This is a genomic window from Leeuwenhoekiella aequorea (genome assembly GCF_004104375.1).
GTDB classification, from domain to species: Bacteria; Bacteroidota; Bacteroidia; order Flavobacteriales; family Flavobacteriaceae; genus Leeuwenhoekiella; species Leeuwenhoekiella aequorea.
On sequence record NZ_QOVM01000004.1, the window covers coordinates 181,104 to 194,820 of the forward strand.

The following is a 13,717-nucleotide window of genomic DNA, read 5'->3' on the forward strand; positions in this document are numbered from 1 at the left end:
AAAAATTAAGGGCTTTTATGTTACATAAGATTATTTTTAAATTGAATATGTACCTATGAAAAATACAAAGCGATCTATTACTTTAAAAGTGCTGGCGGGATATCTGCTTATTGCACTTTTAATAATTGTGGGAGTTTGGTTTATTTATCCTCAGATCAAAACGTTTATCTATCCAGAAAAAGAAAACGGGACTACAAATAAGAAGCTTACCTACACAAGCAACGCGCTTAGTTACCTCTATGAGGCAGAAACTATAGGCAGAACTGCGATGGCAACCGGGTCTCAGGATCAATTTAAACAGTATCGTGTTATCGTAGACAGTATATCGCCGCAACTCGATTCTTTGCGAGCACTTACCACTACAAAAATGCTCATACAGCAACTCGATAGTATTCAAATATTATTACGAACAAAAACCCAGAATATAAGCACTATGGTGCAATTGCGTAGAGAGCAGTACTCGCGTAATTATTATGATGAAGCTTTATCTGAACTTACCAAAGAGGATATTTATTTTGAGGATTATAAAAATGATCCGCGCTTAGATTCTGTAGACGCATATACTAAGAAAGTGATTGTAGATTATCTAGAATATCTGAGAAAAGATAATGCAGATCCAGATCAAAATCTTACTTCGATGGCAAAAACGGTTAGAGAAACGCTTGCTAAAATTGAAGACCGAAAAAAACAGCTGGAAATAGACATTATAAATAAAGAGAACAACTTACTTAAAAATGATCGAGAGATCAACTTAAAAATCAGAACACTCTTGAGTTCGTTTGAACAAGAAGGTATGCTATCTGCTAAACAGCGGGAAGATCTTCTTAATTCACGTATCGAAGAGATTTCTCAAACCTTAAAAATCATCGGGATTATAAGTATTATACTGGCCTTAGGATTTGTCATAATGATTTTTAAAGATGCTTCAAGAAGTCAGCAATACAATTCCGAATTACAAAAAAGCAATCAAGTAGCACAAAACTTGCTCAAAAGTCGGGAACAATTGATGGCTACGATTACGCATGATATGCGCTCCCCTCTAAATACAGTTTTAGGGTTTACAGATCTACTTCAAAAAACAGCAGTAAACGATACACAAAATCGGTATTTACAGACAATAGGAAAATCTGGTGAGTACATGCTTCAGTTAGTAAATGACTTACTGGATTTCTCGAAATTAGAAGCTGGAAAAATTAAAATTGAGAAGATACCTTTCAATCCTAAAAATCTTATCGAAGATGTAATTACGGTGGCTGTTCCTGCTAAAGGTAAACCCGATGTCACACTTAATGTGGCTATACCGCAAACACTGGATAATCTCTATTTAAGCGATCCTTTTCGTATTAAACAGATACTTTCGAATTTAATTACTAACGCGTATAAGTTCACAGATGCAGGATCAATTACTGTTACTGCAGCACTGGATAAGAAAGATCTAAAAATTTCTATTAAAGATACAGGGATCGGAATCGCTAAACACAAGCAGAAACTTATTTTTCAAGAATTTTCGCAGGCTGAAGATCATATTTCACAGAAATATGGAGGATTTGGACTTGGCCTTTCGATCTCTCAGAAGTTGGCAGATTTATTAAATGGTAAACTTCTTTTAGAAAGCGATCTTGGCAAAGGGAGTTCGTTTACGTTGATTATTCCTATTGAGAAGAGTACTCAAAGTACAAATCAAATAAATACTTTACCTTCAGACAACAAGAAAGATTTGACTCCAAAACAAATTCTACTAGTTGATGATGAACCTATGCAAATTAAACTTGCTCAGGAGACATTAAAAAAATTCCCTTACAGTATACGCACCGCAAAAAACGGACTCGAAGCACTTGATTTACTTCAAGAAGAAAATTTTGATTTAGTGCTTACAGATATACAAATGCCTGTTCTTGATGGGATCGAACTCATTAAAAAGATTAGAGCTTTAAAAAAGTTTGAAACTATTCCGGTCATTGCATTATCTGGAAATGGGAAATTGGAAGATTCAGATTATAAGAATCTAGGCTTTACAGGAAACCTAAAAAAACCCTATAAACCAGATCATTTAATTGCTATAATTAACGACATTGATTTTTCAATAGATACTGAAGATCGTAAATCTGATACATCCGAATCATTATACAATTTAGAAACCTTATCTGTTTTTGCCGATGGTGACCCAGAATCCTTAAAGTCTATTATTTTAGTATTTATAGAAACCGCTGAAGAAAATCTCAAAGCACTCAATACATACGCCCAGGACCCCGAAAGATTAAAAGAAGTCGCTCATAAAATGCTTCCGATGATGCGGCAATTAGAAGCAGGACAAATAATAAAAATACTGGAGAAATTAGAAAATCCTGAAGGCACATTACTCTCTAAAAAGGTGTTGAAATCTTTAATTACAATTGTAGATAACACTACACAAGAAATGCTGGCAGATTTACGTGAAAAATTTACAGCTTAATATCGTATTGCTTTAGTTTATTATAAAGCGTCTTACGATCTACGTTGAGAATTCGTGCTGCTTTACTCTTATTACCATTAGCCTCTTCTAATGCATCCAGAATGAGTTCCTGTTCATTAGCATTTTTAAACAGACTGAAATCCTGTTTAGAATCTTCACCTTTAAATGCAGTGATTTCTACTGGCAACAAGTCTATATTAATTGTGCTTTCTTGACTTAGTAATACAGTACGCTTAACAATATTTTGTAATTCTCTAAGATTTCCGGGCCAGTCATAGTTTTCCATGGCTCGCATAGCCTCTTCACTAAAACCAGTAACATCCTTTTCTAATTCTTTATTTGCTCGTTCAAGAAACGAACTTACAAACAACCGTAAATCTTCTTTACGCTTACTCAATCGAGGTACTTTAATAGAGAACTCATTGAGTCTGTGATATAAATCTTCTCTAAAATCACCTTTTTTTACCGCTTCGGAAAGGTCTTCATTTGTAGCTGCAACAACTCGTATATCTACCGGAATTTCTGTATTTGCGCCTACTGGCTTTACTTTACGTTCTTGCAAAGCACGTAAAAGCTGTACTTGCAATTCATAAGAAAGGTTTCCTATTTCGTCTAAAAACAAAGTACCTCCGTTTGCGGCCTCAAAATGTCCGGTTTTATCGGACAAAGCACCTGTAAATGATCCTTTTTTATGACCAAAAAATTCGCTGCTAGCTAATTCTTTTGGGATTGCTCCACAATCAACTGCTATAAACGGATTTTGACTGCGTTTACTTCTATCATGAATGTTTTTTGCAACATATTCTTTCCCTGTACCACTATCTCCAATAACTAATACAGACATATTTGTAGGCGCTACTAAGTCTACATATTGATTGAGTTTTGCAGAGGCATCACTTATACCCTTAATGTATTTTGAGTTTAAACTTTCCTTCTTATCCAGAGGTGCTACATATCCTTTTTTCTCGGGCTTTTTTGCTGCCGAAGGTGTAGTATCCGTCTGAAGCGCTTTCTCTATAATTTGAAGTAATTCATCTGGCCGTACCGGTTTTGAAATATAATCAAAAGCCCCTTCTTTCATAGCTTGCACAGCTTTGTTGACTTCTGCATAGCCTGTCATAAGAATTACCGGAATTTCTTTAGGAAGCGTAGTAACATATTTTAATATGCTTAAGCCATCATCATCTGGCAAACGCACATCAGTCAACACTAAATCTATAGTAGATGATTTGAGAGTTTTTAAAGCCTCTTCTGCAGTAAATGCGCTTGTGATTTTAAAATTGCGCCTGCCTAAAAAGGTTTCTAGCATTTTGCAAAATGCCACATCATCTTCAATAATAAGAATACTAGTCAACTGCTTTTATTTTATAAATTTAAAAGTACTAAACCTAAAGTAGGGCTATGGTCAAATAAATCATAAATAATAACGGAATTAAAGATTCAATATTTTAAAAACAATTCTTTTTACACATAAAAAAACCCCGACTAACGTTGGGGTTTTCTCTGAATTTTAAACCATTCTATAGATTAAAAATTCAAGGGAATTAAACTACTCTTTTGGTTCAACCCATTCTCCTGCAGCATTGATATAAGCTGTTTCAGCTTCTTGACCTTCTGCTACCAGAATAAGTTTAAACGTTTTTTTCTCATTATCTACCCAAGCTTCTGTTACTTCTGCTCCAGCTTTATCTGCTTCAATAGCATCTGTAACTGTTACCGGCAATTCTGAAACTTCAATCTGCTCAAATCCTTCTACTGGCGCTTGAACCTCTGTTTCATTCATTGCTACATCTTGTGTAGTTTCCTGAGCTGTCATATTTTGAGCGGCAAATAACATTGTTGTTGCTGCTGCTACTGTCATTACTAACTTTTTCATAATTGTATATTTTGAGTGACCTAATGGTCGTGATTTGTATTATTTACTTTTGAAAAACTGATTACTCAACAGTAACCCATTTTCCTTCTGCATTAATAAATGCTGTTTCTACTTCTGATCCTTCTGCTTGTAGCATTAATTTGTAAACTCCTAATTCTTCATTTACATATGCCTCAATTACTGTGGAACCGGCCTTATCAGCTTCGATTGCATTGGTAACTACTTCTGGTAACGCAGATGCTTCAATTTTTTCAAAGCCATCTTGTACCGGTGCTTGTACTTCTGTCTCATTCATTGCTACATCTTGTGTAGTTTCTTGAGCTATCATATTTTGAGCGGCAAATAACATTGTTGTTGCGGCTGCTACTGTCATTACTAACTTTTTCATAATTGTATATTTTGAGTGACCTAATGGTCGTGGTTTATAATATTTATTTTTGAAAACTGATTACTCAACAGTAACCCATTTTCCTTCTGCATTAATAAATGCTGTTTCTATTTCTGATCCTTCTGCTTGTAGCATTAATTTGTAAACTCCTAATTCTTCATTTACATATGCTTCAGTTACTGTAGATCCTGCTTTGTCAGCTTCGATTGCATTGGTAACTACTTCTGGTAACGCAGATGCTTCAATTTTTTCAAACCCATCTTGTACCGGTGCTTGTACTTCTGTCTCATTCATAGCTACATCTTGCGTAGTTTCTTGAGCTGTCATATTTTGAGCGGCAAATAACATTGTTGTTGCGGCTGCTACTGTCATTACTAACTTTTTCATAATTGTATATTTTGAATGACCTAATGGTCGTGGTTTGTAATATTTATTTTTGAAAACTGATTACTCAACAGTAACCCATTTTCCTTCTGCATTAATAAATGCTGTTTCTACTTCTGATCCTTCTGCTTGTAGCATTAATTTGTAAACTCCTAATTCTTCATTTACATATGCTTCAGTTACTGTAGATCCTGCTTTGTCAGCTTCGATTGCATTGGTAACTACTTCTGGTAACGCAGATGCTTCTATTTTTTCAAAGCCATCTTGTACTGGTGCTTGTACTTCTGTCTCATTCATTGCTACATCTTGTGTAGTTTCTTGAGCTGTCATATTTTGAGCGGCAAATAACATTGTTGTTGCGGCTGCTACTGTCATTACTAACTTTTTCATAATTTTTGAATTATATAAGTACGTTTGTACTTTGGTTTATATTGATAGTTAATTTGAATTCTTATTTAATCTCAACCCATCTTCCAACTTCATTAATGAAAGCTGTTTGAGGGTCCTGACCTTCTATTTGAAGTTCCAGTTTGTATACTTTTAAATTTTCATTTATATAAGCTTCCCTTACTTTCGCACCAGCTTTATCTACTAATACGGCATCAGTAATAATTTTTGGTAATGCTGAAGTTTCAACTTTTTCAAAGCCATCTTGTATTGGCGCCTGAACCTCCGTACTGTTCACGGCTACATCTGTATTTTCAGTTTCTTGAGCTGTTGCACATTGCGTAGAAAAAAGCAAAGTTGCTGCGGCTGCTACTGTCATTATTAGATTCTTCATTATTCAGTGTTTGTAGTTTATTTCAATTGTGAGCCTAATTACAATCAAACTCATAATAGTATATAGCAAAACCGTACCATTACACAGTACTCCTAACTTAATAGCTATACAAATCTGTAATACAGTGATTTATGAAAATTAGTGGGGTTTTACTAATGTGTAGAATTTGTGGAATCTGAGTTTATTCCACAAAAAAAGTGTGGAATTTCTCCACACTTTACGTTTTGTAACTTCAAAGACTTTATAATTTAGGAGGCCTTCTGTTGTTTTTCTTTTCTGAAGTTCTTTTTTTACTATCAAGCCTTTTTCGTTTAGAAGTAAATGTGGGCTTGGTCTTTTTTCTATGCTTTGGAACTCGAAGTCCCTTTTCAAGCAGTTTGATAAAGTTAGTAAAAACCGTCTCTTTATTCTTATGCTGGCTACGACTTTGATCATAGGATAAAACAATCATCCTATCTTTAGTAAGTTTTGTAGCTAAGTATTTCTCCAATCGTACTTTCTGAAACTCGTCAAAAGCAGTTGTTAATTCTAAACTCCAACTTAGAACAACCTTTGTAGAAGTTTTATTTACATGTTGCCCACCCGGACCACTACTGCGTACTGCTTTAAAATTACATTCAGTATAGAGTAGATCTTTGTTCATTACGCCTGATGCGATGGTTTTAAAAGATCGTTGACTGTTTTAACCGGATTAAATGTTTCAAGAGGTACCTCAACAAATAATGTATTCCACAAGGCCATAGCTCCGTTCCACAATCCTGGAAGTTCAAGTGCCTTTATTTCATTACCACCATCGGTCTTATTAGCAATAAAAGCCAGATCAGGGTTCACAAAATCTAGTAGATTGTATTTTTCTCCTTTATAATTACGTACCCCTGCTACGATATCTACCGGATTAAAGTGTGTCGAATTTTTAAATATTTCTTCCTGCTTAGGGTCTTTTGTATTTACTTGAGCGCTTTCTATAATTTGTAGAGCAACTTCTCCCTCTTTATCGGCAACCCAAAAAGGACCGCCACCTGGCTCACCTTCATTTTTAACCATACCACAAACGCGAAGTGGCCTGTCAAGAATATTCATCAAATAAGATTTCTTCTCTTCTTTTGAAAAAGAATCAAATTCATTGCTTATACGCGTACTAAATTCATTCTCTAAAAATTTCAAAAGTTCTTTTAACTCAGAGCCTGTAATAGAATCTTCATCTAGTAATCTTGCGTATTCAAAAACCTGTTCTTGCTTTGCAAGTAGAACACCCGCAAGCATACGTTTACTTTTAGCTAAATCCTGAATTTTGCTATTTATTAAAACATTATCGATATTTTTTATAAAAATCACATCTGCATCTACATCATTTAAGTTTTCGATAAGCGCACCGTGACCACCTGGTCTAAAAAGTAAAGAACCATCTTCTTTACGATACATTTTATTATCTGGGGTAACAGCAATCGTATCGGTTTCTGGTTTTTGAAAAGAATAAGAAACCTCAAAATTTGTATTTGTTGACGTACTTACTGAAGACTCAATATCACTGAATTCATTCTCAAATGCCTCTTTATGTTCTGGAGAAACTGTAAAATGTAATTTAGCGTGATCGTCTCTTTCTGCATAAGCTGCAGCCTCATATAAATGCTCTTCAAAAGCAGTTGCACTATAAGAACCATAATAATGAAATGGTATTAATCCTTTTGGCAAGTTGCCAAAGTTTTCACCATCTTCATTCATCATTTTTTTTATAAAAGCATATTTTTTTAAGCTTTCAGTTGCCAATTCCTCTTCATCAAGCTGATCAATAATCTGATCGTAAAATGGAAACTTCTCATAATTAGCAAAAAACAGCTTCATCGCATTGCTACCAGCTCGCTCTAAATAGTCATTTACCGTTTCCTTTTCAGCATCATAATCATTGAGAAACTTAAAAACGCTTTTAAACATTCTACTTGCAGCACCAGAAGCGGGAGTAAATTTGAGGATCTCTAAGTTCTTCTTCTTATGCTCATAAATCTCTCGATAATTCAGTTCTTCCTGTTCTGATAATTTAAATATTCCTTTTGAAATAGTTGCAGCTGCGATAAGCTTAACGTTAGGAACACCATTTTCAAAAAGTTTTATTTGAGATGCTACTTGTTTTTCAGTTAAACCGTGCTCTCTAATTTCGCTAATTTCTTGGTCTGTAAAGTTCAAAGTAGTAAGTTGTTAATTTGATTAATAGCCGTATTTAATCGCTGTTCTATATTTCCTTTTAAAAGGACGTACCGCCGGTCATTTTCTATTAATGCCTGCTCAAAGAGATCAAACATTTCCTGACGCTGATCTGGCCGATCCCTTAAATCATCTGCTTCCCAAGGTATATCAATATACGTTAAAAAGTAAAGATCGTATGAGTTACCCAATGCAGCTTTAGTTACACTGAGGTCACACCATCCTTCAAAATAAGCTTCGCTATATACTTTTGTTTCCAAAAGGTCTGTATCACAAAAAATCATTTTGTTCCCAGAATTAACGGCATTATTTTCAAGTTCAATTTGTCCTTGCGCTATAGGTAAGATATCTTCAGGAGTGCATATTTGCTTCTTATTCTCCCATTTTTGCTGAAGATAATCGCGTGCAAATTCTGGCACAAATGCTCCTTTGTAGTATTCTGATAGTTTTTTGGACATGGTAGTTTTACCACTACTTTCAGGACCAAAAAGCACAATTTTTATACAGTCACAGGGCTGTTGTTCAGGTATTTTTTCCACGCAATAAAACCATAAATAGCTAGTGCAGTAAAAATAATATATTGAAAACTGGTAAATGTGAAGCCTTTGTGAAAATATAAGGGCACAGAAATTATATCTCCAATAATCCAATAGGTCCAGTTCTCAATCTTACGTTTTGCCATAAGCCACATTCCCACAAAGAAAATTGCAGTAGTAAAAGTATCGACATACGCCGTCCAGTTATTCCACTTGTCAAAAACTGTGTAAACGACAAATACAAATAGTAGTGTAAGAACAAATAAAACAGCAGACCATATATGTTCTTTTCGAGTAGTTTTTGAAATAGGAGTTACATGTTTATCATCTACTTTACGCGTCCAGATATACCACCCATAAACACTCATCGAAAAATAGTAGGCATTAATCATTAAATCTCCCAGTAGCCCCCATTTAGCAAGTAAATATACAAACAGTGCAGTGCTAATCATACCTGTTGGATACACCAAAACATTATTTTGCTTAGAAAACCATACTGATAATAATCCGAAGATCACCGCTATTATCTCTAAGACAATAGATAGGGAATCATAATCTGCATACTGACCAAAAAAGAAATCAAAAATGAGGTTCATAATCACTTCGGTCAGATTTCACAATTTTTATATATAACAAGCCGCGTTCTACAGCCTCTAAAGCAGTTTTCATTTCTTTCTTTAACAACTCCATTACCTCATCATAATCACCATATATCTGAGTACTTAATGGATTTTCTAAAACTGTTAGTCCGCTTGCTCGTAAACATTTGATGAAATCTATAATAGCCGGCTCATAATTATCTTGTAAAGGAGTGAGTGTAAGTTCGACAGAAATATTCATAGTCCTATAGTTTTGTAGTTGAAGTTTATTTGCAGAAGGTACTAATAAATACCTTTTTCAAAAGCATTACCTACCACCACCAGATTAGCTCCGGCAGTATACGCATCATTAAGTTGATTTGCAGTCCTTATACCACCACCTACAATTAGCGGAATACTAATTGCTTTTTTAACCGCGTTAATGATTTCTGGAGAAACTGGAAATTTTGCACCGCTACCGGCCTCCAGATAAATGAGTTGCTTTCCTAAGTATTCACCAGCTAATGCTGTGTTTACAATTAAATCTATATTATTTTGTGATAAAGGTTGTGTTTTACTCACACGCTGCACCGCTGTTTCTACACCACCATCAATTAATAAATATCCGGTAGGTAAAATTTCTAAATCTGTGTTTTTAAGGATCGCCACAGATTTGACCTGCTGATGAATTAAATATTCGGCATTGTCCCCAGATAATAAACTTAGAAAAAGAATGGCATCTGCTTCGGTAGTAATATGCCTGTAATCACCAGGAAATAAAATTACCGGAAGTTGAGTGTGTTCTTTAATAATACGCACAGCTTTTTGGGTTTGTGCCTGCGTTGCAGTGCTTCCACCTACAAATATATGAGTAGTATGGTGTGGTAATTTTCGAAGTTTATTTGTTAAACTTTCAGAAGTGAAATTTTCAGGATCAAAGAGGATAGCAAAAAGGTGTTGATCACGTGTAATAGCATTTTTTATAGTAGACAATACCCCTTTTTTATTTTGCAATAAATCATTTGTCATATGGCACGTGCATATACACAGGTAAACCCTTCAAACTCTAAGAAATCGATTTGGTAATCAGAATGACTTCCGTGGTAATTAATTACAGCAGTCGTTTTCTCGGCATCAAAATCAAAATCGGCTACGTTTATATGTTGTAAAAAGCTAAGACCCTTAACGCCATAAATTTTATAGAGAGATTCTTTAGCACCCCAGACTATAGTGAGCTTTCGTATTAACGCCTCATCATTTGCAAGAGTCCTGTACTCTTTTAATGGAGTAAAACGCGAAGCAATACGTAAAATCTTATCGCGTTGCATTTCTATATCAATCCCTACTTCAGAAGTATCACTTACAATTATTGCTGTGAAGTTATAAGAATGGGTGATAGAAATATGCTTACCATCGTTGAGGTGTGGCTTGCCATTACTCGTATAAAATAAATCTTTATCTGTATACCCTGCCACGTGGAGGAGATGCCTAATACTTAAAAAACCTTTACGGTGTAACTCAGACTTCATACTATCAAAACGCGCTTGGCAATGCAGTGTAAGATTTACATTCTGAGACAATACTTCAAGAGATTCTTCCACTTTCCAGATATAAACTTGAGTGGTAGAACTAGGTGTTATTGTTTTGAAAAGTGGCACGTTAAGTAGTGATTATTACGTATTTTTGCAAAAAATAAGAATTGTAAATATAAGACTATGTCAACGAAAACAGTACAATATGTACCTTATAAAGTTAAAGATATTTCTTTAGCTGCTTGGGGTAGAAAAGAAATTGAATTAGCAGAAGCAGAGATGCCTGGACTTATGGCTTTGAGAGAAGAATATGGTGCCGAGCAACCTCTTAAAGGGGCTCGTATAGCAGGATGTCTGCATATGACAATTCAAACCGCAGTATTAATTGAAACACTTGTAGCTTTAGGTGCAGATGTAACCTGGAGTTCTTGTAATATATTTTCTACACAGGATCATGCAGCAGCAGCAATCGCAGCAGCGGGTATTCCTGTTTACGCTTGGAAAGGCTTAAGTGAAGAGGAATTTAACTGGTGTATCGAGCAAACTTTGTTTTTTGGAGAGGAGCGCGAACCTTTAAATATGATTCTTGATGATGGTGGAGATTTGACTAATATGGTATTAGATAAATATCCAGAATTAGGTGCTGCCATTAAAGGTATTTCTGAAGAGACTACTACGGGTGTTCACCGCTTATACGAGCGTGTGAAAAAAGGTACTTTACCAATGCCCGCTATAAATATTAATGACAGCGTTACAAAATCTAAATTTGACAATAAATATGGTTGTCGCGAAAGTGCTGTAGATGCTGTACGTCGCGCTACAGATATTATGCTTGCGGGTAAACGTGTTGTTGTTTGCGGTTATGGCGATGTAGGTAAAGGAACTGCTGCCTCATTTAAAGGAGCCGGCTCTATTGTAACTGTTACTGAAATTGATCCTATTTGTGCGCTACAAGCTGCAATGGATGGTTTTGAAGTTAAAAAATTAGAAACCGTTGTAGGCACTGCAGACATTGTAATTACTACTACCGGAAACAAAGACATCGTACGTGCAGAGCACTTTATGGCGATGAAAGACAAAACTATAGTTTGTAATATTGGCCATTTTGATAATGAAATACAAGTTGCCTGGTTGAACGAAAATTATGGTTCTACTAAAGATGAAATCAAACCTCAGGTTGATAAGTACACTATAGACGGAAAAGATATTATTTTACTGGCTGAAGGTCGTCTTGTAAACTTAGGTTGTGCTACTGGTCACCCAAGTTTTGTAATGAGTAACTCATTTACAAACCAGACATTAGCGCAAATTGAGCTTTGGAAAAATTCAGCGAGCTATGAGAATGAAGTTTATATGCTTCCAAAGCATTTAGACGAAAAAGTTGCTGCATTACACTTAGCAAAAATAGGTGTGGAGCTTACTGAATTAAGTACAGAACAAGCAGAATACATAGGTGTAACTGTTGAAGGTCCTTTTAAACCGGAATATTATAGATACTAGTCTTTGTTTAGACATTAAAAGCAAACCTCCGAAAATAATTTTCGGAGGTTTTTTTTATTATGCTAATTTAATACGATTACAGTTTCTACTATTTTCTCATCTGTATTAATATTAACACTTTGAATTCTTCCTTTTTCAAGATAATTGGAAGCTGTGGCTACACTTTCCAAGTCTACCTTTACATATTTTGTGTCTACCCTTTTCAATGAACCAGTCAGAGCATCTATTCCCCAGCCTATAATTGATATACCATTTAAAATTGATACGAGATTAAAATCGCTATCCATAACAACTACTCGCTCTTTATAATTCTCTAATCTAAAATCAATTCGATCTTCAGCTTTCACTTTAATCTGAACTGGGGTCACTCCTTTTTCAAAACCATTGACATACACTTTAGCGCCATTAGGATTTGACTCAAATAAAACTTTTCTTTTTGAACCTGTTAAAATGCTTGCACAACTTGTTAATAACATTAAAGCTATTAAACTTGTTAACGTAATTTTCTTCATAATATAGATTTGTTAATGAATGGTAAATCTATATTTGTTAATAATACAATACTTACAGAAATCTGTATTAGAGGTCTTATTTTTTTATAATAGTCATTGCTGCGGTTTCCCCAGCCTTAAGATTTGTAATTGTTCGTACAAAATTGCGGTTATCCTCTACCTCTAGACGCACCGTGTTAGGAGATGATGTACCTTCACTTACAGCTTCTATTTTTATGAGTGTCGAAGGAGATTCTAACTTAAATTCTAAATGCTTCTTTGTGTGCGTAACAGTATAATTCTGTAGGACGGGTTTTCCGTTTACAAATAGGTTAATAATATCTCCATCTTCTTTACCGGCATCATAAACCGAAAGCTTTATCTTTTGATCTCGTGTGAAAATATTTAAGTTTTCATTTTTTGCAATGATATTTCGCGTGAGCGTATCTAAAACCCGCGCTACCTTAATATTCTGTTTAACAGAATCAGAGAATTTCCTGGAACGTTGTATTACCTTATCTATTTTCTCTACACGCTTACGAACTTCTTGTCCAGAATTAACAACTATCTTACCGTCTAGGCAACGCTCACCATTAGTGTAAAGTCCTTTAAAATCTCCACTAAAAGCTTTAACTTTATTGAGATCACGAACATTCCCATTAAAGTTTACAAAGCAAAAGTCCTCCTGAACCACCGGTGATTTTGTATAAACAATATCATATTCCTTAAAGCTTAACAGGTTTTTATCCGCATTATAATAACCTTTGATATTTGACTTCGTCTCGTGCTTTCCAGAAAAATCTGTTAAGGAATACCCTTGTATAGAGTCATTTACGCGATCAAATAATAATTTATAACTTATAAGTGAAGTGTCGTTTAATTTAATTACGCCAAAAAACTCAAATTCTTGTGCTATAGACGAATTGCAAAAAGTTAAACAAATCAAAAACAATATACCGGTGTAGGATTTTCTTCTCAAAATGGCGTAATTTTTAAAAGT

The 13,717-nt window shown here is 34.8% G+C and carries 17 protein-coding genes; 2 read left to right on the forward strand and 15 right to left on the reverse strand.

Annotated elements, in window-relative coordinates; all coding sequences use genetic code 11:
• The first annotated feature begins 55 nt into the window (after nucleotides 1-55).
• The gene (locus tag DSM00_RS10435) at nucleotides 56-2,452 is read left to right on the forward strand and encodes a hybrid sensor histidine kinase/response regulator (protein ID WP_128757954.1); all 2,397 of its coding nucleotides are present in this window, start codon (nucleotides 56-58) and stop codon (nucleotides 2,450-2,452) included.
• Here DSM00_RS10435 and DSM00_RS10440 read toward each other — a convergent pair.
• The 13 genes from DSM00_RS10440 to DSM00_RS10500 form a co-directional block, all read right to left on the reverse strand.
• Nucleotides 2,442-3,806, reverse strand: a complete 1,365-nt coding sequence (locus DSM00_RS10440; protein WP_128757955.1) for a sigma-54-dependent transcriptional regulator — start codon at nucleotides 3,804-3,806, stop codon at nucleotides 2,442-2,444. The genes DSM00_RS10435 and DSM00_RS10440 overlap by 11 nt on opposite strands.
• 195 nt (nucleotides 3,807-4,001) lie before the next feature.
• Nucleotides 4,002-4,328 (reverse strand): hypothetical protein, encoded by a 327-nt coding sequence (locus tag DSM00_RS10445; RefSeq protein WP_128757956.1) that lies wholly within the window; start codon nucleotides 4,326-4,328, stop codon nucleotides 4,002-4,004.
• Between the two features lie 61 nt (nucleotides 4,329-4,389).
• Entirely contained in the window at nucleotides 4,390-4,716 is a 327-nt protein-coding gene (locus DSM00_RS10450; RefSeq protein ID WP_128757957.1) for a hypothetical protein, read from the reverse strand.
• Between the two features lie 60 nt (nucleotides 4,717-4,776).
• Entirely contained in the window at nucleotides 4,777-5,103 is a 327-nt protein-coding gene (locus DSM00_RS10455; RefSeq protein WP_128757958.1) for a hypothetical protein, read from the reverse strand.
• Nucleotides 5,104-5,163: 60 nt separating this feature from the next.
• Nucleotides 5,164-5,490, reverse strand: a complete 327-nt coding sequence (locus tag DSM00_RS10460) for a hypothetical protein (protein WP_128757959.1) — start codon at nucleotides 5,488-5,490, stop codon at nucleotides 5,164-5,166.
• A 61-nt stretch (nucleotides 5,491-5,551) separates the two neighbouring features.
• Nucleotides 5,552-5,881 (reverse strand): hypothetical protein, encoded by a 330-nt coding sequence (locus DSM00_RS10465; protein WP_128757960.1) that lies wholly within the window; start codon nucleotides 5,879-5,881, stop codon nucleotides 5,552-5,554.
• Nucleotides 5,882-6,122: 241 nt separating this feature from the next.
• A complete protein-coding gene (gene arfB, locus DSM00_RS10470) occupies nucleotides 6,123-6,524 on the reverse strand; it encodes an alternative ribosome rescue aminoacyl-tRNA hydrolase ArfB (RefSeq protein WP_128757961.1) in 402 nt (133 codons plus the stop codon).
• Entirely contained in the window at nucleotides 6,524-8,062 is a 1,539-nt protein-coding gene (locus DSM00_RS10475) for a DUF4301 family protein (RefSeq protein ID WP_128757962.1), read from the reverse strand. The genes arfB and DSM00_RS10475 overlap by 1 nt, the downstream gene beginning before the upstream one ends.
• The gene (locus DSM00_RS10480; RefSeq protein ID WP_317127838.1) at nucleotides 8,059-8,538 is read right to left on the reverse strand and encodes an ATP-binding protein; all 480 of its coding nucleotides are present in this window, start codon (nucleotides 8,536-8,538) and stop codon (nucleotides 8,059-8,061) included. Before DSM00_RS10480 ends, DSM00_RS10475 begins: the two co-directional genes overlap by 4 nt.
• A 41-nt stretch (nucleotides 8,539-8,579) precedes the next feature.
• Entirely contained in the window at nucleotides 8,580-9,212 is a 633-nt protein-coding gene (gene pnuC / locus DSM00_RS10485; RefSeq protein ID WP_128757964.1) for a nicotinamide riboside transporter PnuC, read from the reverse strand.
• Entirely contained in the window at nucleotides 9,196-9,456 is a 261-nt protein-coding gene (locus DSM00_RS10490; RefSeq protein WP_128757965.1) for a thiamine-binding protein, read from the reverse strand. Before DSM00_RS10490 ends, pnuC begins: the two co-directional genes overlap by 17 nt.
• Before the next feature lie 41 nt (nucleotides 9,457-9,497).
• Entirely contained in the window at nucleotides 9,498-10,187 is a 690-nt protein-coding gene (locus DSM00_RS10495; RefSeq protein ID WP_241652397.1) for a geranylgeranylglyceryl/heptaprenylglyceryl phosphate synthase, read from the reverse strand.
• A gap of 32 nt (nucleotides 10,188-10,219) precedes the next feature.
• The gene (locus tag DSM00_RS10500) at nucleotides 10,220-10,852 is read right to left on the reverse strand and encodes a 4'-phosphopantetheinyl transferase family protein (protein ID WP_128757967.1); all 633 of its coding nucleotides are present in this window, start codon (nucleotides 10,850-10,852) and stop codon (nucleotides 10,220-10,222) included.
• A 57-nt stretch (nucleotides 10,853-10,909) separates the two neighbouring features.
• Here DSM00_RS10500 and ahcY point away from each other — a divergent pair, with 57 nt between their 5' ends.
• A complete protein-coding gene (gene ahcY / locus DSM00_RS10505) occupies nucleotides 10,910-12,226 on the forward strand; it encodes an adenosylhomocysteinase (RefSeq protein WP_128757968.1) in 1,317 nt (438 codons plus the stop codon).
• Between the two features lie 62 nt (nucleotides 12,227-12,288).
• Here the strand turns inward: ahcY and DSM00_RS10510 are convergent, their stop codons facing one another.
• Both DSM00_RS10510 and DSM00_RS10515 read right to left on the reverse strand, forming a co-directional pair.
• Entirely contained in the window at nucleotides 12,289-12,738 is a 450-nt protein-coding gene (locus tag DSM00_RS10510; RefSeq protein ID WP_128757969.1) for a PEGA domain-containing protein, read from the reverse strand.
• Nucleotides 12,739-12,814: 76 nt separating this feature from the next.
• Nucleotides 12,815-13,696: a hypothetical protein gene (locus DSM00_RS10515; RefSeq protein WP_241652398.1), complete on the reverse strand. Its 882-nt coding sequence runs from the start codon at nucleotides 13,694-13,696 to the stop codon at nucleotides 12,815-12,817.
• Between the last annotated feature and the right edge of the window lie 21 nt (nucleotides 13,697-13,717).